Below are 20,952 nucleotides of genomic sequence, written 5' to 3'. Positions count from 1 at the left end.
CCCCACCACGTCCCCGCACCGGAGGAGAACCATGTCCACCAACCCCTTCGACGACGAGAACGGCACCTTCCGGGTGCTGGTGAACGACGAGGGTCAGCACTCGTTGTGGCCGGACTTCGCCGAGGTCCCGGCGGGCTGGACCTCGGTCCACGGGCCGGCCGACCGGACCTCGTGCCTGGACTACGTCGAACGGAACTGGACCGACCTGCGACCGCGCAGCCTGCGCGAACGCACCGACGCCTGATCCGCACCGACGCCTGATCCCCGGCGCCGCCTGGTCCGGGGCGCCGCGCCACTCAGCCGAGATCGGGTGCCTGGTCGGGTCGCAGACCCGACCAGGCACTCCACAGCCGGGCGTAGGTGCCCCCGGCGGCCACCAGCTCGTCGTGACGGCCCTGCTCGATGACCCGGCCGTCCTCGAGGACGACGACCCGGTCGGCGGTGGCCGCCTGGGTCAGACGGTGCGCGACGACCACCGTCGTCCGCCCGCGAGCCGCGGCGAGCGCCGCGTCCTCCAGCGCCCGGGCCCCGGAGCTGCCCGCCTCCGCGGTGGCCTCGTCCAGGATCACGACTGGCCGGTCGGCGAGCACGAGCCGGGCCAGCGCGAGCTGCTGGGACTGCACGACGTCCAGCTCGTGCGCGCCGTTCCCGACCGGGGTCGCCAGGCCCCCGGGCAGCTCCTCGGCCCAGGCCAGCGCCCCGACGGTGTCGAGCGCGGCGCGCAGCTGCGCGTCGTCGGCGTCCGGGGCGGCCAGGCGCAGGTCCTCGGCCAGCGTCCCGGCGAACACGTGCACCTCCTGGGTGACCAGCGCGACGGTGTCCCGGCGGACGGTCGGGCCCTGCTCGTCGAGGCCGGCGCCGCCGATCTCGATCCGGCCGGACGACGGCCGGTGCAGCCCCACCACCAGCTTCGCCAGGGTGGACTTGCCCGCGCCGCTCGCGCCCACCAGGGCGACCCGCGTGCCCGGCTCGACGTCGAGGTCCACACCGCGCAGCGACGGGTGTCCGTCGACGTAGGCGTGGGTCAGGCCGCGGGCGCGGACACGGGAGCCGTCCGGCCGGGCGGGCTCGGCGGGATCGGGCTCGGGGGCGAGGTCGGCGACCCCGACGATCCGGCGCAGCCCGGCGATCGCGGACTGGGCGACGTCGAGCTGGAACAGCACCACGTTGACCGGGCCGAACAGGTTGATGAAGTAGAGCGCCGCCGCGCTGGCCGTGCCGATCGTGGCCTCACCGGAGGTCACCAGCCAGAAGCCGGCGACCAGGACACCGGTCACACCCAGGTACTCCGCCGCGTTGAGCCGGCCGAAGAACCGGGTCTGCAGCCGGATCACCCGCATGGCGAGCCCGACGACGGCGTCGGCGCGTTCGGCGACCCGGTCCCGGTGCTGGTCGTGCAGGCGGAACGCCCGCACGGTCGACACCCCCGCGGCGGTGTCGAGCAGCTGCTGTTGCTGGTCGCCGTAGGCGATCCGCTGTGCTGCGTAGATCGGGCCGGACCGGGCGAGGAACCAGCGCGCGGTCCAGGCCTGGATCGGGACGGCGAGCAGCGCGCCGAGGAGCAGCCGCCAGTCCAGCGCGAGCAGCGCGACGAGGGTCAGGCCGATCAGCAGCGCGGAGCGGGCGAACTCGGGCAGCGCCTCGCGCACGGCCTCGGCGACGACGCTGACGTCGTCGGTGACCCGCGAGGTCAGGTCCCCGGACCCGGCCCGTTCCAGCTGCTCCAGGTCCAGGTGCAGCGCCCGGTCGACGAACCGTTCGCGCAGCCCGGCCAGCACCGTCTCGCCGACGCGGGCGACCAGGGCGACGCCGAGCATCGCGAGCACGCCCTGCCCGACCGCGACCCCGACCAGGCCGAGCACCGGGGCGGTGACGGCGTCGGCACCCCGGCCGTCGGCGACCAGGTCGACGATCCGGCCGAGCAGTGGTGCGGTGAGCAGGCTGACCGCGGCGGCCCCGACGAGCGTCACGAGCCCGAGCAGCGCGGTGCCGCGCTGGGGCCGCAGCAGCTCGCCGAGGACGGCCCGCATCCGTGCCCCGTCGGCGACGGGCAGGCGGGTGGTCATCCGGTCACCAGCTTCCGGTAGTCGGGGTCGGCCATGAGCTCGCTGTGCGTCCCGTCCGCGGCGATCCGGCCGCCGCGCAGGACGACGGTCCGGTCGGCGGCGGCCAGCAGCGCCGGGCTGGTGGTGACGACGACGGTGGTCCGGCCGCGACGCAGCGCGCGCAGCCCGTCGGCGATCGCGGCCTCGGTGACGGCGTCGACCGCGGTGGTCGGGTCGTGCAGCACGAGCACCGGGGGGTCGGCGGCGAGGGCCCGGGCGAGGGCGATCCGCTGCCGCTGACCCCCGGACAGCGAGCTGCCCCGGGCGACGACCGCGGTGTCCGCCCCGTCGGGGAGGACCTCCGCGGCCTGGTCGGCGCGAGCCGCGGCCATCGCCGGGGCCGGGTCGGTCCCGGGCGCACACCCGGCGAGGACGTTGTCGCGCACGGTGCCGGCGAACAGGTGTGCGTCGTGCGCGGCGACGAGAACACCGGCGCGGGCGTCGATGCACTCCAGCGCGGTGAGGTCGGTCCCGCCGACCTCGACCCGGCCGTCGACGGGGTCGGTCTCGCGGCCCAGCAGCCGGACCAGCCCGAGTGCGGTCGCCGCGTCGTCGGTGACCACACCCAGCATGGTTCCCGGTGCGACGTCGAGATCCACGCCGGACAGGCCCACGGTGCGGACCCCGCGCAGGGTCAGCCCGCCGTCCCCGGCCGCGGCGGCGCTCCCGGAGCCGGACCCGGGCCGGGCGGTGACGGCGTGCTCGCTGCCGAGCAGCGTCGCGATCCGGCCGGCGGACGCGCGGCCCTGGGCGAGCTGGCGGCTCACCGCGCCGAACACCTCGAGCGGGCCCACCAGGAACTGGGCGAGGCCTACGGCGGCGACGAGGCCGCCGATGCTGAGCTGGCCGTCGGCGGCGAGTCGCCCGCCGACCAGTGCGATGAGGGCGAGGAAGAGCCCGTTGACCAGCTGGACCGAGCCGAGGAAGCCGGCCTCGGCCCGGGTGGCGAACAGGGTCGCGCCCAGCGCCTCCCGGCTGACCCGGCGGTAGCGACGCTGGGCCGCCGGCTCGACCCCGAGCCCCTTCAGCACCCGGACGCCGTCGATCAGGTCGGCCGCGACCCCGGAGGCCGCGGCCGCCCGCTCCTGTTCGGCGTGGCTGCGCCGCTCCAGCGGGGTGCCGATGCGCTGGATCGCCCACAGCAGCGGCGGGGAGCCCAGCAGGATGAGCAGCCCCAGCGGCAGCGAGATGGTGAGCAGCGCGATCGCCGCGACGACGACCGCGGTCACCGCGGCCAGCCCGAGCGGGAGCATGAAGCTGACCACGGCGACACGTTTCGCGTCGGACACCGCGATCGAGGCCAGCTCACCGGGCAGCCGTCCGGCCTCGGCGCCGCCGCGGGGGTCGAGCAGCCGCCCGGCCACCTGCAGCCGCAGCCGGGCGTCGCCGCGTACGTCGGCCGACCAGGCGTGCCGGGCGCCGAAGCGGTAGCAGGTGGACAGGAACAGGAAGTCCAGTCCGAGGACCAGCAACCAGCCGGTGAGGGCGACGGGGTCGCCGGCCGCGATCCCGCGGTCGATCACCACCCCGACGAGGACGGGGACGAGTGCCTCACCCGCCTGGTGGCCGCAGAACAGCGCCGACGCCGCGGCGAGCCGTCCACGGAAGGCCCCCAGCGACCCCCGCAACACGGACCGGCCGGACTCCGCCTGGCGGGTGGGAACGTCCATTGTGTCAGGATAGCCTTGCCAACATCGACGCCCGACGCGGTCGGCGGTGGGCTCAGTTCCCCGGTGCCTGCCCCTTCAGCGCCGCATCGAGCTGCGGCACCACGGTGTCGAGTGCGTAGGGCAGCGACAGCGGGCTGGAGTAGCCCAGTGCGGCGGCGAACTCGGTCTCGAACGGCCCGAGGTAGGCCACCCGGCCCTGCTGCACCGCCGGGATCGCCCGGAACACCGGGTCGGCCTCGGACTCGGCGCGCGAGCGGCCCAGCACCACGAGCACGTCGCTGTCGAGGTCGCCCTGGCGCTCCAGCGAGAGGGTCTGCGAGTCCGGCCGGACGGCGAAACCGAGGCCGGCGAAGATCTGGGCGCGCAGGTCGTCGGTGCCCATGTCGTAGGGGACACCCTCGATGAAGAAGTCCATCTTCAGGTTCTTGCCCGCGAAGTCGGGGTGGGCGGCCTTGGCCTCGTCGAACCTCGCGCGGGTCGCGGCGATGACCTGCTCGGCCTGCTCGGTGCGGCCGGTGGCCTGCCCGGTGATGCGGGTCTGCTCCTCCCAGCCTGCGGGGTTCGTGCCGTCGGGGGTGCCCTGGGCGACGGTCGGCGCGATCTGCGACAGCGCGGTGTAGGTCGCCTGGTCCATGAAGGAGTAGACGCCGAGGATCAGGTCGGGCTTCAGCGCGGCGACCTGCTCGATCGGGATCTCGGCTCCGGTCAGCAGCTGCGGCTGCGTCCCCCCGAGCGCCTCCTGCGCCCAGGGGCGCTTCGCGTAGTCGTAGTCGCCGATGTTCTCGCGGACCCCGACCGGCTTCACCCCCACGGCCAGTGCGAAGTCGGCGTCGTTGAAACCGACGGTGACCACCCGCTGCGGTGCGGCCGGGATCGTCGTCTCGCCGAAGGCGTGCTTCAGCGTGACCGGGAAGGCTCCGGCGGCCTCGCCGCTGGGGGCGGGCTGCGCGGTGTCGCCGGTACCCCCGGACGCACAGCCGGCCAGCGCCAGCAGCAGGACCACGCACGCGGCGAGCGCACGGAGCAGGGATCGGGGCATGGGGGCGGTCCTTTCGACGGGACCCGTGCGGGCGGGTGCACCGGGCGCCGGGGGATCAGGTCAGTACACCCTTCTGGGTGGACAGGCGAACCTTACCCATGGCGGTCACGATCGGGCGGACAGGACATCCCAGACGACATCGAGGTGCGCGCGGCCGGTGGTGACCCCGCCGAACGCCACCCGCACCACCGGGTGCCCGTCGACCTCGGTGCCGGTGAGCAGCACCCGACCGTCGGCGTTGGCCCGCTCCAGCAGCGCGGTGGTCGCCGCGTCGCCGGCACGCGAGCGCAGGCAGACCAGCGACAGCACCGGTGTACACGCCAGCTCCAGGTCGTTGTGCCCGCGGACCCGCTCGGCCAGCTCGGCGGCGAGGTCCACGTGCCCGCGCAGGTACGCCCGCAGCCCGGACAGGCCCTGCCCGTGCAGCACCGCCCACAGCTTCAGTGCCCGGAACCGCCGCCCGAGCGGGACCTGCCAGTCCCGGAAGTCCACGACGGTGCCGGAGTCGGAGTGCGCGTCGCGCAGGTAGGCCGGGGTGATCGACAGCGCGGCCGGCAGCGCGCGGGCGTCGCGCACCCACAGCAGCGAGGCGTCGAACGCGGTGAGCAGCCACTTGTGGGCGTCGGTGCAGAAGGAGTCGACACCGTGGCCCGGCCCGGGATTGACGCCGTCGAGCACCCAGCGGTGCTCCGGGCAGAGCGCCGCGACGCCGGCCCACGCGGCGTCGACGTGCACCCAGGCCCGGTGCGGCCGCGCCGCCGTGACCAGCGCCGCGACCGGGTCGCTCGACCCGGTCGAGGTCGTCCCGACCGTCGCGCACACCAGCACCGGGATCAGCCCGGCGGCGACGTCCGCGGCGAGGGTGTCGGCCAGCGCCGCCGGGTCCATCGCCCGGGAGCCCGGGGTGCACGGGACCGTCCGCAGCCCGTCGGAGCCGAGCCCCGCCACCCGCACCGCCTTGGCCAGCGACGAGTGCGTCTCGGCGGTGACGTAGACGCGCTCCCGCCCGGTCACTCCGCGCGCCCGCCAGCCGGAGCCCGGGTCCGGGGCTGCCCGGTGCAGCGCGGCGGTGAGCGCGACCAGCGCCGCCGAGGACGCCGAGTCCTGGATCGAGCCGCCCCCGCCGCCGTCGTGGGTGAACGACTCGTCCAGCCCGAGCGCCCTGGCCAGCTGGTCGGTGACCGCCTGCTCCACCTCGGTGCAGGCGGGCGAGGTGGACCAGAGCATCCCCTGCGCCCCGGCGCCGCCGGAGAGCAGCTCACCGAGCAGCGAGGTCAGCGAGGCGTTCGCCGGGAAGAAGGCGTGGAAGCCGGGGTGCTGCCAGCGGGTGTCGGCGTCGCCGGTGACGGCCTCGACCAGCGACGGGAACGCGGCGAGCGGCTCGGGGTCCTCGTTCGCCTCGCGGGGGAAGCGGGCCCGCACGGTGCCGGGCTCCACGACGTCGCGAACCGGGCGACGCTCGATCCCGGCGCGGGCGTCGGCGACGGCGTCGACGAACAGGTGGCCGAGGGCGCGGAACTCGTCCGGGGTGAGGTCGGGCACGCGGCCCGACGCTACCCGGCCACGGAGGCGTGCTCGTGGTCGTGCAGGTCGTCGAGGTCCCAGGCGGGCAGCGGGTCGTCCAGGTCGCGCCAGGAGTCGGGCCCGGCGAGCAGTTCGTCGTCGGTGAGCAGGGCCGGGTCGAGCCGGGCGGTGACGGTGTCGCGGGTCAGGCCGAGCCCGATGAACACGATCTCCTGCCCGCGCGGCCCGTCGAACGACGACCACGGCGCGGCCGGGTCCAGCGCCATGTTCGGCCCGGCCTGCGACCACAGGCCCGCGACGTCGGGCCGGGTGGCCAGCCAGCAGAAGCCCTTGCTGCGCAGCAGGCCCGGCCAGTCGCCGAGCGCGTCGAGCAGTCGTGCCGGGTGGAACGGGCGCGCCGCCCGCCAGGTGACGCTCGCGATCCCGTACTCCTCGGTCTCGGGGGTGTGCGAGCCGTTGAGCTCCTGGGCCCAGCCCGGTGTCGCCGAGGCCGCCGCCGGGTCGTAGCGACGGGTGTCGAGCAGGTCGGTGATGGGCAGGTCCCCGCGCACGGCGCGCACGATGCGGGCGCCCGGGTTCATCCGCGACAGCAGTGCCTCGATCCGGCCCAGCGCGTGCGGCGCGACGAGATCGGTCTTGTTCAGCACCAGCAGGTCGGCGAACTCGACCTGGTCGGCGAGCAGGTCCGACAGCGTCCGCTCGTCGCCCTCGGCGGCCTGCAGCTCCCGGTCGGCGAGCGAGTCCTCGCTGGTCAGCAGGTGCTCGAAGGTGGAGGCGTCGACGACGGTGACCATGGTGTCGAGCCGCGCCACGTCGGAGAGCGCGGTGCCGTCGTCGAAGGTCCACTCGAACGTCGCCGCCACCGGCATCGGTTCGGAGATCCCGGTCGACTCGACGACGACGTGCTCGTAGCGCCCCTCGGCGGCCAGCTCGCCGACCGTGGTCAGCAGGTCCTCGCGCAGCGTGCAGCAGATGCAGCCGTTGGTGAGCTCGACCAGCTTCTCCTGGCTGCGGTGCAGATCGACGAGCGCGCCGTCGATGTTCACCTCGCTCATGTCGTTGACGACGACGGCGATCCGCCTGCCCTCCCGGTTCGCGAGCAGGTGCTCCAGCAGCGTCGTCTTCCCCGCGCCGAGGAAGCCGGACAGGATCGTGACGGGAACGCGACGGTCGGCCATACCGATGATGATAACGATAGTCGATTAGGCGGGTGTAGGCTGCCTCCGTGCGTTCCTCCCGTCCCGTCTGGTGGCGGCTGCTCCCCGCAGCCGCGTAGACGCACGTCACCGTCACCCCGGGCTGCCCGAGCAGCCCGGCGCAACCCGGTGTGTCTCGTGCAGCTCCCCGTTCCCAGGAGCTGATCATGGATTCCCTCGCTGCCACCGTCGCCCGGATGCCCGCGCTGCGTGCCGCCGTCGCCGCCGACCCGTCGTCGCACCGGGTGCTGACCGGGGAGCGGCCGACCGGCCCGCTGCACCTGGGGCACCTGGTGGGCACCATCTCCGAACGGGTACGGCTGCAACGGTCCGGTGTGGACGTGCTGGTGATCCTGGCCGACTACCAGGTGATCACCGACCGCGACGTCGCGGACCGGCTGGCCGACCACGTGCGCGGCGCGGTGCTCGACCAGCTCGCCGCCGGGCTCGAACCGGACCGCACCACGGTGTTCACCCACTCCGCGGTGCCCGCGCTGAACCAGCTGATGCTGCCGTTCCTGTCGCTGGTCACCGAGGCCGAGCTGCACCGCAACCCGACGGTGAAGGCCGAGCACGCGGCGTCCGGGCGCGCGTTGTCGGGGCTGCTTCTGGCCTACCCGGTGCACCAGGCCGCGGACATCCTGTCCTGCCGTGCCGACCTCGTACCGGTGGGGAAGGACCAGCTCCCGCACATCGAGCTGACCCGGGTGCTGGCGCGGCGCTTCGCCGAGCGCTACGGCCCGGTGTTCACCCCGCCCGAGCCGATGCTGACCGACACCCCGGAGCTGCCCGGCCTCGACGGGCACAAGATGTCGAAGTCCCGCGGCAACGCCGTCCCGCTCGGCGCGACCGCCGACGAGACGGCGGCGATCGTGCGCCGCGCCCGTACCGATTCCGAGCGGCGGATCACCGTCGACCCCGAGGGGCGGCCCGGGGTGTACGGGCTGCTCACGACCGCGGCGCTGTGTCTGGGGCGCGACCCGCACGAGCTGGCCGCGACCCTCGACGGGGCCGCCGCGCTCAAGCGCCTCACCACCGAGGCGGTCAACGACCATCTCGCCGGGCACCGCGCGCGGCGCGCCGAGCTGGCCCGCGACCCCGGGCTGGTCGACGACGTGCTGGCGCGGGGCAACGCGCGTGCGAACGAGCTGGCGGAGGAGACCCTCGACGCGGTCCGTGCGGCGATGGGGATGCGCTACGACCGGGTCAGGACGCGGTCCGCCGGGTGACGGTGTCCCGGATCTGCGGCAGCAGGTGCTCGCCCGCGGCCAGCAGGTCCGGGAGCCGGTCGGGCTCGCCGAGCAGCGCCCGGAAGGCGTCGGCGACGGTGACGCCGTGCCCGGGCCGGTGCTCGACGGTCACGGTGTCCCCGGCGCGGATCTCGCCGGGGGACAGGACCCGCAGATAGGCGCCCGGGCGGGCGGCCGCGGTGAACCGCTTCACCCAGCCCGCCCGCTCCAGGTGCGCGGCGAAGGTCCGGCACGGCACGCGGGGCGCGGTCACCTGCAGCACCACCCCGCCGACCCGCCAGCACTCGCCGAGCTCGGCCCCGGACACGTCGATCCCGCGGGTCGTCAGGTTCTCCCCGAACGTCCCCGCCCGCAGCGGCCCGAGCTCGGTGGCGAAGAACTCCAGGTCCTCCCGGGCGTAGGCGTAGACGGCCTTGTCCGGGCCGCCGTGGTGGTCGGCGTCGCAGATCGTGTCGCCGGCCAGCCCGCTCGCCGCAGCCGCCGGGACGGCCACCCGGACCGGTCCGGCCACCGGCAGCTTGTCGATCCCCGAGGCCCCCGCCTTGGCGAGGATCGGGCGGGACACCCCGGTGTTCACCGATTCCACGACGCTCACGGTCGCGACGGTAGGCGAGCCCCGCCGCCGTCGCGACCGGGTCGGCGACCGGGTTACTGCGCGGGCGCGGAGACCGAGTCCAGCGCGCCGTGGTCGCGGCGCAGCTCGGTCTTGAGCACCTTGCCCGTCGGGTTGCGCGGCAGCGCGTCGACGACGGCGATCCGTGTCGGGCGCTTGTAGCGGGCCAGCCGGTCGGCGCACCACGCGACGACGGCGTCGAGGTCCGGCGGCGCGGTGGGGTCGGCGGGCACGACCACCGCCAGCGGTGTCTCGCCCCAGCGTGGGTCGGGCACCCCGATGACCGCGACGTCGGCGATGCCCGGGTGCGCCGCCAGCACGTCCTCCACCTCGGCGCTGTAGACGTTCTCACCACCCGAGATGATCATGTCCTTGGCCCGGTCCACGACGTAGAGGTAGCCGTCGGGGTCCTCGCGGACCAGGTCTCCGGAGTGGAACCAGCCGCCGCGGAACGCTTCGGCCGTCGCGTCCGGACGCCCCCAGTACTCCCGCATCACCGTCGGTCCGCGGTAGACGATCTCGCCGACCTCGCCGCGTGGCACGTCGTTCATCTCCGGGTCGACCACGCGCACCTCGACGCCGATCATCGGCGTCCCCACCGAGCCGATCTTGCGGACCGAGTCCTCGCCGCGCAGCACGCACGTGATCGGGCTGCACTCGGTCTGGCCGAACGCGGTCACCACGGTGGCCTGCGGGAACGTGTCGATCATCGTGCGGATCAGCGTCGTCGACGCCGGTGCCGCGCCCCAGCTGATCCGGCGCAGCGCCGACAGGTCCCGCTCCGCGAGGCCGGGCACCGCGCAGATCGCCTGCCACTGCGCCGGGACGAAGAAGCACGACGACACCTTCTCCCGTTCCAGGGTGTCGACCGTCGCGACCGGGTCGAAGCCGCCCGACGGCGGGATGATCACCCGGCCGCCCGCGATCAGGGTGGGCAGCATCCCGGAGAGCCCGGCGATGTGGAACAGCGGCGCCCCGGACAGCGAGACCCGGTCGTCGCCGGCGGTGCCCATGTGCGTGATCGACAGGAACGCGTGCAGCAGCAGGTTGCGGTGGGTCAGCACGGCGCCCTTGGGACGGCCGGTCGTCCCCGAGGTGTACATGATGTAGGCGGGCTCCTCGTCGGCGACGTCGTCGCCCCAGGACCCGGGCCCGGCCTCGGCGAGCAGCGCGTCGAGGCCCTCGCCGAGCCCCAGCACCGTCCGCACCGACGGCGCGTCGGCCCGGGCGGTCTCCACCGTCGCGGCGAACCGGTCGTCGCAGACGACCGCGGTGGGGCCGCAGTCGGTCAGCTGGAAGGCGATCTCGCCGGCGGTCAGCCGGAAGTTCAGCGGGACGCAGATCGCGCCGATCCCCAGCACCGCCAGGTAGCTCTCGACGAGTTCGACGGAGTTGAGCCCGAGCACCGCGACCCGGTCCCCGCGGTCGACCCCGCGTCCGGCGAGGACGGTCGCCAGCCGGGACACCCGGTCGTCGAGCTGCGCCCAGGTCCGCGACGTCCGTGGGTCGGCCAGCGCCGGAGCGTCCGGTGTGGTCCGTGCGTGCCGCGCGACGATGTCCGCCGCCGTCATCCCGTGTCCCGTGATCGTGCCCACCGGTGGCCTCCCGAGCCTCGACTGCCCTGTCACTGTGGTCCCGGCCACCCCGGTGGGGCAACAGCTCGTCCCGCCGTGGAGGGTGACGCCGGTGAGCACGACCCCCGAAGGCAGCGGTCCCGACGGCAGCGGTCCCGAGGGCGGCGGCCTCGACCGCAGCGGTCCCGGCGGGGCCGACCCCGGGGGCGCCGTCCCCGACGGCACCCGGCGGCTCCGGCTGCTGCAGCTGGCGTCGCTGACGAGCACCGTCGACCGGTTCGCGATCGCGCCGCTGCTCGTGCCGATCGCCGCGTCGTTCGACGCGCCGCTGGCGGCGGCGGCCGGCGCGGCCGGGGGCTACTTCCTCGCCTACGGCCTCATGCAGGTCGTGTGGGGCGTGCTGTCCGACCGGATCGGCCGGGTCCGGGTGATGCGCCTGGCCCTGGTCGGCGCGGTGCTGGGCGGGGTCGCCTCGGTGCTGGCCCCGACGCTGGCCGTGCTGGTCGTCGCGCGGGTCCTCACCGGCGCGTGCACGGCGGCACTGATCCCGGCGGCGCTGGTCTACGTCGGCGACACCTGGCCCGCCGCCGTCCGGCAGCGGCCGCTGTCGGACCTGCTCGCCGCGACCGCGCTCGGCACCGCCGTCGCCACGGCCGGGGCGGGTCTGCTCGCCGACCTGGCCGGGTGGCGCGTCGTCCTCGGGGCGACGGCGACGGGCTGCGCGGTGCTGTTCGTCGCGCTGCGGGCGCTGCCCGAACCCGACGGCGCCCGCACGCCGTCGCGCGGGATCACCGACGCGGTGCTCCGCCCGCTGGCCGCCGTCGCCGGGAACGGCTGGGCCCGGCTGGTGCTGGCGCTCGCCTTCGTCGAGGGTGCGGTCGTGCTCGGGGTGCTGACCTACCTCGCGCCGTCGCTGCAGGCCGGGGGCAGCTCCGCCGCGCTGGCCGGGCTCGCCGCCGGCGGCTACGGCGTCGGTGCGGTGCTGTTCTCCCGGGTCGTGCGACGCCTGGTCGGCCGACTCGGCCCGGCCGCGCTGGCCGGCGTCGGCGGCGGGTTCCTCGTGGTCGCCTGGATGTTCCCGCTGGTGACGGTGCACCCGGTGACGGTCGCCGCGGCCGGGCTCTGCCTGGGCGGGGCGTGGGCGTTCCTGCACTCGACCCTGCAGACCTGGGCGACCGAGGTCGTCCCGCAGGCCCGCGCGACCGCCGTCGCACTGTTCGCGACGCTGCTGTTCCTGGGCAGCTCGGCCGGGACCGCGCTCGGCGCCCCGTTCGCCGACGCCGGGCGCTTCGCCCCGTTGTTCGCCGCCGCCCTGGTCGCCTCGGTGCCGCTGGCTCTGGTCGCGGCCCTGGCCCGTGCCCGCTACGCCCGCCGCGCCGCCTGACCCCCGCCCCGGTCACGCCCCGGGCTCGCGGCGAGGTCACACGTAGCGGTCGCGCAGCTCCCGCTTGACCAGCTTGCCCGTGGGGGTACGCGGCAGGAAGTCGGTGAAGTCCACCGACGACGGCGCCTTGTAGTGCGCGATCCGCTCCCGCACGAACTCGATCAGCTCGCGTTCCAGCTCCGGGCCGGCGTCGACGCCCTCCGGGGGCTGGACGACGGCCTTGACCTTCTCGCCCATCTCGTCGTCGGGCACTCCGATAACGGCGACGTCGAGCACCTTCGGGTGCAGCGCGAGGGCGTCCTCGACCTCCTGCGGGTAGATGTTCACCCCGCCAGAGATGATCATGAACGCCTTGCGGTCGGTGAGGAAGAGGTAGCCGTCCTCGTCGAGGTAGCCCAGGTCCCCGGTGGTGGTCCAGTTCTCGTGCTCGGGGTGGGTCGCGGCGAGGGTCTTGCCCGGGTCGTTGTGGTACTCGAACGGGCGCTCGTCGCGTTCGAAGTAGACGGTCCCGATCTCGCCCGGCCCGAGCACGGTGCCGTCGTCGGCGGCGATCCGGATGGTGCCCAGCCCGGCCCTGCCGACCGACCCGGGACGCTCGCTCCACTGCGCCGAGTCGATGAAGGTGACCCCGTTGGACTCGGTCGCGGCGTAGTACTCGTGGAGGATCGGGCCCCACCAGTCGATCATGGCCTGCTTGACGTCCACCGGGCACGGGGCGGCCGCGTGGATCGCGACCCGCATCGAGGACACGTCGTAGGCGGAGCGGACGGACTCGGGGAGCTTGAGCATGCGCACGAACATCGTCGGCACCCACTGCGAGTGGGTGACCGAGTACCGCTGAATGAGCTCCAGCGCCTTCTCCGGGTCGAAGCGCTCCATCACCACGACGGTGCCACCGAGCGCCTGCACGGTGGCGGTGAACCGCAGCGGCGCGGCGTGGTAGAGCGGGGCCGGGTTCAGGTAGACGGTGTCGGTGCCGAAGCCGTACATCGGCCCGAACAGGGCCTGGTAGGTGTCGCCCGGCTCGTCGATCTGCCGGTCGGGCAGCGTGGGCTTGATGCCCTTGGGGCGCCCGGTGGTGCCCGAGGAGTAGAGCATGTCCGCCCCGCGGGGCTGGTCGGCCGGCGGCTCGGCGGAGACCGACGCGAGGGTCTTGTCGTAGTCGGCGTAGCGGGACGCGCCGGGGATCTCGCCGCCGAAGGCCAGCCGCACCGGGGTGTCGACGTGGTCCTCGATCGCCGCGGCCAGACCGGCGACACCGGCCGAGACCACGAGTGCCTTCGCACCGCAGTCGCGGACGATGTAGGCGGCCTCGGGCGCGGAGAGGTGGTGGTTCACCGCGGTGATGTAGAGCCCCGAGCGCTGGGCCGCCCAGTAGACCTCGTAGACCCGCGCGCAGTTCTCCGCGACGAGCGCCACGACGTCGCCCCGCCGGAGTCCGGCGGCGCGCAGGTGGTTCGCGAGCCGTGCGGACCCCTCCTCCAGCTCACGGAAGGACAGGCTCGCGCCCGAGCCCCCCATGATCACGGCCGGCTTGTCGGGGGTCGTCGCGGCATGCGTGCCTGGGTACATCGGGCCCTCTCCGTCGGTGTGCGCCGCGGATCGCCCGGCGCACGTCTCTCGTCGGCCCTGATCCTGCCATCCGGGGCGGCCCCGGCGGCGGCAGCGGTCAGGAGTGCGCGTTCCGATAGGCCTCGAGAACCGAGGACGGGATACGCCCGCGCTCGGAGATCTTCATGCCCTGGGCCGTTGCCCATTCCCGCACCGCGCGGTTCGCGGCGCGTTCCGAGGCACTGGAACCGTTCGACGAGGTGCCGGAAGAGGTGCTGCGCCGACCGGACCCGCGACGGGCGGCCGCGACGTAGGGTGCCAACGATTCGCGCAGCTTCTCGGCATTCTTCGTGGACAGGTCGATCTCGTAGGCGCGGCCGTCGACGGAGAACTCCACCTGCTCGTCGGCCTCGGTGCCGTCCAGGTCGTCGACCAGGGTGATGGTCGTCTGCTGCGCCACGTCGTCATTCCTTCCGCGGGGAATCGCCGGACCCGGCCGGAGACGGGAATCGCCCGGTCGGTACCGGAACCGATTCTTCGAGCAGAACGATAAGGGATACCGAACCGATCTGTCGAACCCCTCCCCGGAAATGGTCCGGTGCCGGCGTTTCCGGGGAGGGGATACGGCGTCCGGGTGACGGGAATGGGCGGAAAGGGGCAGCGGTGACGGTGACGCGAATCAGCGTGTGGTCGGCCACCACGGTTCGGTGGGAACCGCGGCGCGGGCGTCGTCGACGGTGGTGACGCCGGTCAGGTCGATGCGCTGGCCCGGGCGCGGCAGGGCCAGGACCACGTCCTGGTCGGCGGCGGCCTTGCGGGCCCGCTCGGCGGGCTCGTCCCAGGGGTGGAAGCCGAGCGTAAACGTCGCCCAGTGGATCGGCAGCAGGACCCGGCCGCCGAGCTCGCGGTGCGCGGCGACCGCCTGCTCCGGGTCGGCGTGGATGTCGGGCCACAGGTCGGAGTAGGCGCCGATCGGCAGCACCGTCAGGTCGAACGGGCCGTGCACGGCCCCGGTGCGCGCGTGCGCCCGGGTGGCGCCGGTGTCCCCGCCCAGGTAGGCGGTGTGCCGCGGTCCGGCGACCTTCCAGGCCGCCCACAGCGTGGTGTTGCGGCGCAGCCCGCGCCCGGAGAAGTGCCGGGTCTCCAGGCAGGTCAGCTCCAGCCCCGCCACGGTCACCACGCCCTCCCAGTCGCGCTCGACGACCCGGTGCCCTGGGATGCCCCAGGAACGCAGGTGCGCGCCCACCCCGAGCGGCCCGACGAACACCGCGGAGGTGTCGCGGGCCAGCGCGGTGACCGTCGGACGGTCGAGGTGGTCGTAGTGGTCGTGGCTGAGCACCACGAGGTCCGGGGAGCCGAGCTCGGACAGCGGCGCGACCGGCGGGTGCAGGCGGCGCGGCCCGAAGCGCGGCACGGGGGAGGCGTACTCCGACCAGACCGGGTCCACCAGCACCCGCCGGCCGTCGATCTCCAGCAGCACCCCGGCGTGGCCCAGCCAGGTGACCGCCAGCCCGGCGGGCTCGGCGGGGGTCCGCAGCGGCGCGAGCGGCACCGTCGCCGGCGCGCCGCCCGCGGAGCGGCGGCCGACCAGCATGTTCAGGATCATCCGGGCCGAGGCCTTGGCCCGCGGCAGCCCGGGCTCGGTGTTGGCGAACAGCCCGTCGACGGCGTTCGGGGAGGCGGAGGCGATCCGGCGCAGCTCGCCCGGGCGGGCCCCCATGTTCCGGCGCACGTGCAGCCCGAGCGCGGCCAGGGCGCCGGTCAGGGCGAGCGGGACGGACAGGACGGCCGCGGTGGGGAGGCGCTTGCTGCGGGACACGATCACCAGACTACGAACGCCCCGGGCGCGGTTCCCACCTACAGTCACGATCGTGACCGACGGCATGGCGGGGACCAGGGTGAGCACCGAGCGGCACGGGCACGTGCTCCTGATCCGGATGACGCGGCCCGACAAGCGCAACGCCGTCGACGCGGCGATGACGGCCGGCCTCGACGAGGCGCTCAACACCCTCGACGACGACCCGGACCTGTGGTGCGGCGTGCTCGCCGGGGACGCGACGGCGTTCAGCGCGGGCACCGACCTGGCCGCCGGAGCCGGCGGCCCCACCCCGCGCGGCGGCAACTACGGCGTCGTCCGGCGGGACCGGCGGCGCCCCCTGATCGCCGCCGTCGAGGGCGTCGCCTACGGCGGCGGGTTCGAGATCGTGCTGGCCTGCGACATGGTCGTCGCCTCGACGACGGCGCGGTTCGGCCTGCCCGAGGTCGCCCGCGGCCTGGTCGCGAACTGCGGTGCGCTGTTCCGCGCGCCGCGGCCGCTGCCGCTCAACGTCGCCAAGCAGCTGCTGGTGACCGGGCGCCCGCTGGACGCCGACCGTGCGTACACCCTGGGGCTGGTCAACGAGCTCGTCGAGCCGGGGCGGGCCGAGACCGCGGCGCTGGAGCTCGCCGCGACGGTCTGCGAGAACTCGCCGCTCGCGGTGTCGGTGTCGCTGCGCGCCCTGGAACGCGTGGTGTCCGAGCCGGACGAGCGCGGCTGGAGCGCCACCGAGGTCGCCACCGCGGCGATCCTGCGCTCGGCCGACAGGACGGAGGGGGTCGCGGCGTTCCTGGAGAAGCGCCCGCCGCGGTGGACGGGGCGCTGACCCTGCGCCCGGCACGGGCCCGCTGACGGCGACTAGGCTCGTCGGCATGCCTGCCCGGACGCGACGCGAGGACCTGGTCGCGCTGCTGCAGGACTACGCGGGCGAGTCCGAGCTGCTCGGCCAGGAGTTCGCCGGGCGGCACGGGCTGCATCCCACGGACCTCCACGCGCTGCTCGCGGTGATGCGCGCGGACTCCGCGGGTGAACCGCTCACCCCGGGCGTCCTCGGTGCCCGGCTCGGCCTGTCCACCGGTGCGACGACCGCGCTCGTCGACCGCCTGGAACGCGCGGGCCACGTGCGCCGCAGCCGCGAGTCCGCCGACCGGCGGCGGGTGACCCTGCGCCAGGCCGAGAACGCCGCGGAGGTCGGCGGGGCGTTCTTCGGCCCGCTCGGCGCCCGGATGGACGCCCTGCTCGCCGGCTTCGACGACGACGAGCTCGACGCGGCGGCCCGCTTCCTCAGTGCGATGAACGCGCTGGTCGCGGACTACCGCGCCGACCTCGCAGCCTCGCCGGAGCCGAGGCCCGCACCGGCCTGACGCGGTCAGGCGTTCGCCGTCGCCGTGTCCAGGTACTCGGCGAACTTGCGTCGCGCGGCCTCGGTGCGGGTCGGGACGTGCTCGGTGGGGACCTCGACCGGGGTGTAGCCGCGCAGGATGCGCCGCGCGACGGACTCCTTGTGGACCTCGTCGGGACCGTCGTAGATCCGAGCGGCGCGGGCCGCGCGGTACATCTGCTCCAGCGGCAGGTCCCCGGAGAAGCCGAGCGAACCGTGCACCTGGATCGCGCGGTCGATCACGTCGTGGAGCACCTTCGCGCCCCAGTACTTGATCATCCCGATCTCGATCCGGGCGTTCGAGGCCCCGACCTGGTCCATCGTCCAGGCCGCGTGCAGGGTCAGCAGCCGGGCCGCGGCCATGTCCGCCGCCGACTGCGCGACCATGTCCTGCACCATCTGCTTGTCGGCCAGCCGCGTGCCGCTCGCCGACCGTGACACCGCGCGCTCGCACATCATGTCGAACGCCCGCCGGGACTGGCCGAGCCAGCGCATGGCGTGGTGGATGCGGCCCGGGCCGAGCCGCTGCTGGGCGAGCCTGAACCCGTCGCCGGGGTTGCCGACGAGGTTCGTCGCCGGCACCCGGACGTCGCGGTAGAAGACCTCGGCGTGGCCGCCGTAGATCTCGCCGCCGACCTCTGGGTGGTCCATCACCGGGATGTCGCGGGCCACGTCGAGCCCGGGGGTGTCGGTCGGGACGATGATCATCGAGGCCCGCTGGTACGGCGGTGCGTCCGGGTCGGTCACCACCATCGCGATCAGGAAGTCCGCGCCGGTGGCGTTCGAGGAGAACCACTTGTGGCCGTTGATGACGTAGTCGTCGCCGTCGCGCACGGCCCGGGTGGACAGCATCGTCGGGTCCGCGCCGGCGCCGGGCTCGGTCATCGAGAAGCAGGACCGCAGCTCACCACGCAGCAGGGGGTGCATCCAGCGTTCCTTCTGCTCCGGCGATCCGCCGATCGCGAGCAGCTCGGCGTTGCCCGAGTCGGGCGCCTGGTTGCCGAACACCCCCGGCGCGTAGCGGCACTGGCCGAGGATCTCGTGCATCAGCCCGAGGGAGACCTGGCCGAACCCGCCGCCGCCGAGCTCCGGGGGCAGGTGCGCCGCCCACAGACCCTGCTCGCGGACCTGCTCCTTGAGCGGCGCGGTGATCCGGGCGAAGGTCTCCCGGTCCAGGTCGAGGGTCTCCAGCGGGATGATCTCGTCGCGGACGAAGCCGCGCATCCACGTCAGCTTCTCCTCGAACTCCGGGTCGGTACTGAAGTCCCACGCCATCGCGTCCGCCTCCCGACGAGCCTCGTTGCCACCGCGAACGTAATACAGCCCGCGACGACGGGGGGAGTTCCGGCGACACAGGACGACGGGGCGGAGGAGTCCCGGCGGCACCCCGGTGATCGACAGTCCGCGCGGTGATCCGCATCCTGCGTGTGCTCGGACGCGCGCGGACGACGGATCATCGCGCGCCAGGCGGATCTCCATGCGCGCCCGGTAGATCGGGCACGCCCCGGCGGATCGCCGTCCGACCGGTGGAGCGGCGCGCGTCCGGCGGACCATCGTGCGCCCGGCGGATCGCTGTGCCCTCGGTGGATCGGCGCGTGGGCTCCGGCGCGGCGCGTCGACGGGTTCAGGTTCGGTGACGCGTCGGTGATCGACAGTTCGCGCGCTGATCCGCTCCGCGCGTGTGTTGTGACGCGCGCGCCCGACGGATCTCCGCGTGCCCGGCGGATCACAGTGCGGCCGGTGGATCAGCACGCGCACGGCGGATAGCCGTGCCCGGTGGAGCGGCGCGTTGACTCGGGCACGGCGCGTCGACTCCGGCGCGGCGCGTCGAGGGGTACAGGTTCGGTGACGCGTCGGTGATCGACAGTTCGCGCGCTGATCCGCTCCGCGCGTGTGTTGTGACGCGCGCGCCCAGCGGATCACCGCGCGCCCAGCGGATCACCGCGCGGCCGGTGGATCACCGAGCGCCCAGCGGATCATCGTGCGCGCGACGGATCGGCGCGCGCCGGACGGATCACCGCGCGCCGGTGCAGCAGCGCGCGCACGGTGGGCACCGCGGGCGGCGGGCCGGGCGGACGGCGACCGTGCAGGTGGGCTGCCGGGCGGCGGGGGATCGGGCGGGCGATCACCGACGCGCCGGGGGAGGAGGCCCGCGCGACGGTGGGTCGCGGGGCGGCGACATTGCGCGCGTCCGCGTCGCCGGGGGAGGCTCGGGGGATGACCGACGAGGCTCCCGTCCCCACGCACCCGGCGGGTGTCCCGGCCGATCTGGTGGACCTGTCGTTCGAGCCGCTGACCCCCACGGCGTTCCTCGACCGGGCCGCGGCGGCGCACGGTGACCGGGTCGCGGTCGTCGACGGGGACCTGCGGTTCACCTACACCGAGTTCCGCGACCGCTGCCGGCGCCTGGCGGGCTCGCTCGCCGCGCTGCACGACGGGCGCCCGGTCGCGGTCCTCGTGCCGAACACCCACGTCGGGCTGGAGGCGGCGCACGCGGTGCCGTGGTCGGGGACGGCGCTGGTCGCGGTCAACACCCGGCTGGCGGCGGGCGAGGTCGCCTACATCCTCGAGCACTCGCGCGCCTCGGTGCTGGTGGCCGACCCGGTGTTCGACGAGCTCGTCGCGGAGGTGCTCGCCCGCCTCGACACCCCGCCGCACACCGTGCGGGTCGGCCCGGACTACGAGCGCCTCGTCGCCGACGGCGAGCCCACCGCGGTGCGTCCCGCCGACGAGCGCGGCCTGCTGTCGATCAACTACACGTCCGGGACGACCGGGAACCCGAAGGGCGTGATGTACCACCACCGGGGCGCCTACCTGCAGGCGCTGGCCATGGTCGGGCACACCGGGCTGACCGCGTCGTCGGTGCACCTGTGGACGCTGCCGATGTTCCACTGCAACGGCTGGTGCTTCCCGTGGGCGGTCACCGCGGCCGCCGCCACCCACGTCTGCCTGCCGAAGGTCGAGCCGTCCCGGATCTGGGAGCTCGTGCGCGAGCAGGGCGTCACCCACCTCAACGGCGCCCCCACCGTGCTGTCGATGATCGCGTACGCGCCCGAGGCCGGGCCGGTGGAGACGCCGGTGGCCGTCGCGACCGGGGGAGCGCCGCCGAGCCCGGCGATCCTGCGCCGGATGGCCGAACTCGGGTTCGAGGTGACCCACCTCTACGGGCTCACCGAGACCTTCGGGCCCGCGATGATCTGCGACTGGCGTCCGGAGTGGAGCGACCTCGACGCCGACGCGCAGGCCCGGATGAAGGCCCGCCAGGGCGTCGGGAACATGATCGCCTGTGCCGTCCGGGTGATCGACGACGACGGTGCCGACGTCCCGCGCGACGGGGCGACGACCGGCCAGATCGCGTTGCGCGGCAACAACGTCATGCTCGGCTACCTCGACGACGACCAGGCCACCCGCGACGCCGCACCGGACGGCTGGTTCCGGACCGGCGACATCGGAGTCATGCACCCCGACGGCTACGTCGAGCTCCGGGACCGCTCCAAGGACGTGATCATCTCTGGTGGGGAGAACATCGCCAGCGTCGAGGTGGAGCAGGCCATCGCCGACCACCCGGCCGTTCTGGAGGTCGCGGTGATCGCCGTCCCCGACGAGCGGTGGGGCGAGGTCCCGGCCGCCTGGGTGACGCTGCGCGAGGGCGAGAGCGCCACCGAGGACGAGATCGTCGAGCACGTGCGGGGGCGGCTGGCGCGGTTCAAGGCACCGAAGCGGGTCACCTTCGGCGAGCTGCCGAAGACCTCGACCGGGAAGATCCAGAAGTTCGTCCTGCGCGACGAGGCGTGGGCCGGGCAGGAACGCCGGATCCGGTAGCGGGTCGGGACAGCGGCTCGGGACAGC

17 protein-coding genes are annotated in these 20,952 nt (G+C 74.5%); 6 read left to right on the top strand and 11 right to left on the bottom strand.

Annotation, left to right across the window (positions count from 1 at the left end; translation table 11 throughout):
• The first annotated feature begins 31 nt into the window (after nucleotides 1-31).
• On the top strand, nucleotides 32-244 hold the full coding sequence (locus Ae717Ps2_RS14960; RefSeq protein WP_020625570.1) for an MbtH family protein: 213 nt from the start codon (nucleotides 32-34) through the stop codon (nucleotides 242-244).
• Between the two features lie 52 nt (nucleotides 245-296).
• Here the strand turns inward: Ae717Ps2_RS14960 and Ae717Ps2_RS14955 are convergent, their stop codons facing one another.
• From Ae717Ps2_RS14955 to Ae717Ps2_RS14935, 5 genes are all read right to left on the bottom strand, one after another.
• Nucleotides 297-2,066, bottom strand: a complete 1,770-nt coding sequence (locus tag Ae717Ps2_RS14955; protein ID WP_075306811.1) for an ABC transporter ATP-binding protein — start codon at nucleotides 2,064-2,066, stop codon at nucleotides 297-299.
• Nucleotides 2,063-3,775: an ABC transporter ATP-binding protein gene (locus tag Ae717Ps2_RS14950; RefSeq protein ID WP_075333519.1), complete on the bottom strand. Its 1,713-nt coding sequence runs from the start codon at nucleotides 3,773-3,775 to the stop codon at nucleotides 2,063-2,065. Before Ae717Ps2_RS14950 ends, Ae717Ps2_RS14955 begins: the two co-directional genes overlap by 4 nt.
• A 52-nt stretch (nucleotides 3,776-3,827) precedes the next feature.
• A complete protein-coding gene (locus Ae717Ps2_RS14945) occupies nucleotides 3,828-4,814 on the bottom strand; it encodes an ABC transporter substrate-binding protein (protein ID WP_020625573.1) in 987 nt (328 codons plus the stop codon).
• A 105-nt stretch (nucleotides 4,815-4,919) separates the two neighbouring features.
• Nucleotides 4,920-6,356, bottom strand: a complete 1,437-nt coding sequence (locus Ae717Ps2_RS14940) for a pyridoxal-dependent decarboxylase (RefSeq protein WP_075333518.1) — start codon at nucleotides 6,354-6,356, stop codon at nucleotides 4,920-4,922.
• Between the two features lie 11 nt (nucleotides 6,357-6,367).
• Nucleotides 6,368-7,516: a GTP-binding protein gene (locus tag Ae717Ps2_RS14935; protein WP_075306805.1), complete on the bottom strand. Its 1,149-nt coding sequence runs from the start codon at nucleotides 7,514-7,516 to the stop codon at nucleotides 6,368-6,370.
• A gap of 185 nt (nucleotides 7,517-7,701) precedes the next feature.
• On the opposite strand from Ae717Ps2_RS14935, the gene trpS reads away from it, so the two are divergent.
• Nucleotides 7,702-8,763 carry a tryptophan--tRNA ligase gene (gene trpS, locus Ae717Ps2_RS14930; RefSeq protein WP_075333517.1) on the top strand — a complete coding sequence of 354 codons (1,062 nt, stop codon included), beginning with the start codon at nucleotides 7,702-7,704 and terminating at the stop codon, nucleotides 8,761-8,763.
• On the opposite strand, the gene Ae717Ps2_RS14925 is transcribed toward trpS, so the two are convergent.
• Entirely contained in the window at nucleotides 8,741-9,379 is a 639-nt protein-coding gene (locus Ae717Ps2_RS14925; RefSeq protein WP_198932186.1) for an MOSC domain-containing protein, read from the bottom strand. The genes trpS and Ae717Ps2_RS14925 overlap by 23 nt on opposite strands.
• Nucleotides 9,380-9,432: 53 nt before the next feature.
• Nucleotides 9,433-10,968 (bottom strand): long-chain-fatty-acid--CoA ligase, encoded by a 1,536-nt coding sequence (locus tag Ae717Ps2_RS14920; RefSeq protein ID WP_075306801.1) that lies wholly within the window; start codon nucleotides 10,966-10,968, stop codon nucleotides 9,433-9,435.
• Nucleotides 10,969-11,083: 115 nt separating this feature from the next.
• On the opposite strand from Ae717Ps2_RS14920, the gene Ae717Ps2_RS14915 reads away from it, so the two are divergent.
• The gene (locus Ae717Ps2_RS14915) at nucleotides 11,084-12,355 is read left to right on the top strand and encodes an MFS transporter (RefSeq protein WP_139318746.1); all 1,272 of its coding nucleotides are present in this window, start codon (nucleotides 11,084-11,086) and stop codon (nucleotides 12,353-12,355) included.
• A 36-nt stretch (nucleotides 12,356-12,391) separates the two neighbouring features.
• Here the strand turns inward: Ae717Ps2_RS14915 and Ae717Ps2_RS14910 are convergent, their stop codons facing one another.
• The 3 genes from Ae717Ps2_RS14910 to Ae717Ps2_RS14900 form a co-directional block, all read right to left on the bottom strand.
• Nucleotides 12,392-13,927: an acyl-CoA synthetase gene (locus tag Ae717Ps2_RS14910; RefSeq protein WP_075333516.1), complete on the bottom strand. Its 1,536-nt coding sequence runs from the start codon at nucleotides 13,925-13,927 to the stop codon at nucleotides 12,392-12,394.
• 97 nt (nucleotides 13,928-14,024) lie between these two features.
• Entirely contained in the window at nucleotides 14,025-14,366 is a 342-nt protein-coding gene (locus Ae717Ps2_RS14905; protein WP_020626846.1) for an Lsr2 family protein, read from the bottom strand.
• A gap of 219 nt (nucleotides 14,367-14,585) precedes the next feature.
• Nucleotides 14,586-15,725, bottom strand: a complete 1,140-nt coding sequence (locus Ae717Ps2_RS14900) for an MBL fold metallo-hydrolase (protein ID WP_233147569.1) — start codon at nucleotides 15,723-15,725, stop codon at nucleotides 14,586-14,588.
• A gap of 52 nt (nucleotides 15,726-15,777) precedes the next feature.
• Here Ae717Ps2_RS14900 and Ae717Ps2_RS14895 point away from each other — a divergent pair, with 52 nt between their 5' ends.
• Together Ae717Ps2_RS14895 and Ae717Ps2_RS14890 are read left to right on the top strand one after the other, a co-directional pair.
• Nucleotides 15,778-16,548 carry an enoyl-CoA hydratase-related protein gene (locus Ae717Ps2_RS14895; RefSeq protein WP_233147568.1) on the top strand — a complete coding sequence of 257 codons (771 nt, stop codon included), beginning with the start codon at nucleotides 15,778-15,780 and terminating at the stop codon, nucleotides 16,546-16,548.
• A 46-nt stretch (nucleotides 16,549-16,594) separates the two neighbouring features.
• The gene (locus tag Ae717Ps2_RS14890) at nucleotides 16,595-17,086 is read left to right on the top strand and encodes a MarR family winged helix-turn-helix transcriptional regulator (protein WP_075306795.1); all 492 of its coding nucleotides are present in this window, start codon (nucleotides 16,595-16,597) and stop codon (nucleotides 17,084-17,086) included.
• Between the two features lie 5 nt (nucleotides 17,087-17,091).
• Here the strand turns inward: Ae717Ps2_RS14890 and Ae717Ps2_RS14885 are convergent, their stop codons facing one another.
• On the bottom strand, nucleotides 17,092-18,378 hold the full coding sequence (locus Ae717Ps2_RS14885; RefSeq protein WP_075306793.1) for an acyl-CoA dehydrogenase family protein: 1,287 nt from the start codon (nucleotides 18,376-18,378) through the stop codon (nucleotides 17,092-17,094).
• A 942-nt stretch (nucleotides 18,379-19,320) separates the two neighbouring features.
• Between Ae717Ps2_RS14885 and Ae717Ps2_RS14875 the strand changes: the two genes are divergently transcribed.
• Nucleotides 19,321-20,925 (top strand): AMP-binding protein, encoded by a 1,605-nt coding sequence (locus tag Ae717Ps2_RS14875; protein ID WP_170917079.1) that lies wholly within the window; start codon nucleotides 19,321-19,323, stop codon nucleotides 20,923-20,925.
• The last annotated feature ends 27 nt before the right edge of the window (nucleotides 20,926-20,952 follow it).

Origin of the sequence: Pseudonocardia sp. Ae717_Ps2 (assembly GCF_001932475.1) — a bacterium.
GTDB lineage: Bacteria > Actinomycetota > Actinomycetes > Mycobacteriales > Pseudonocardiaceae > Pseudonocardia.
The sequence above is the reverse complement of the archived record's forward strand: the minus strand, read 5'-3'. Positions and strand labels throughout refer to the sequence as shown.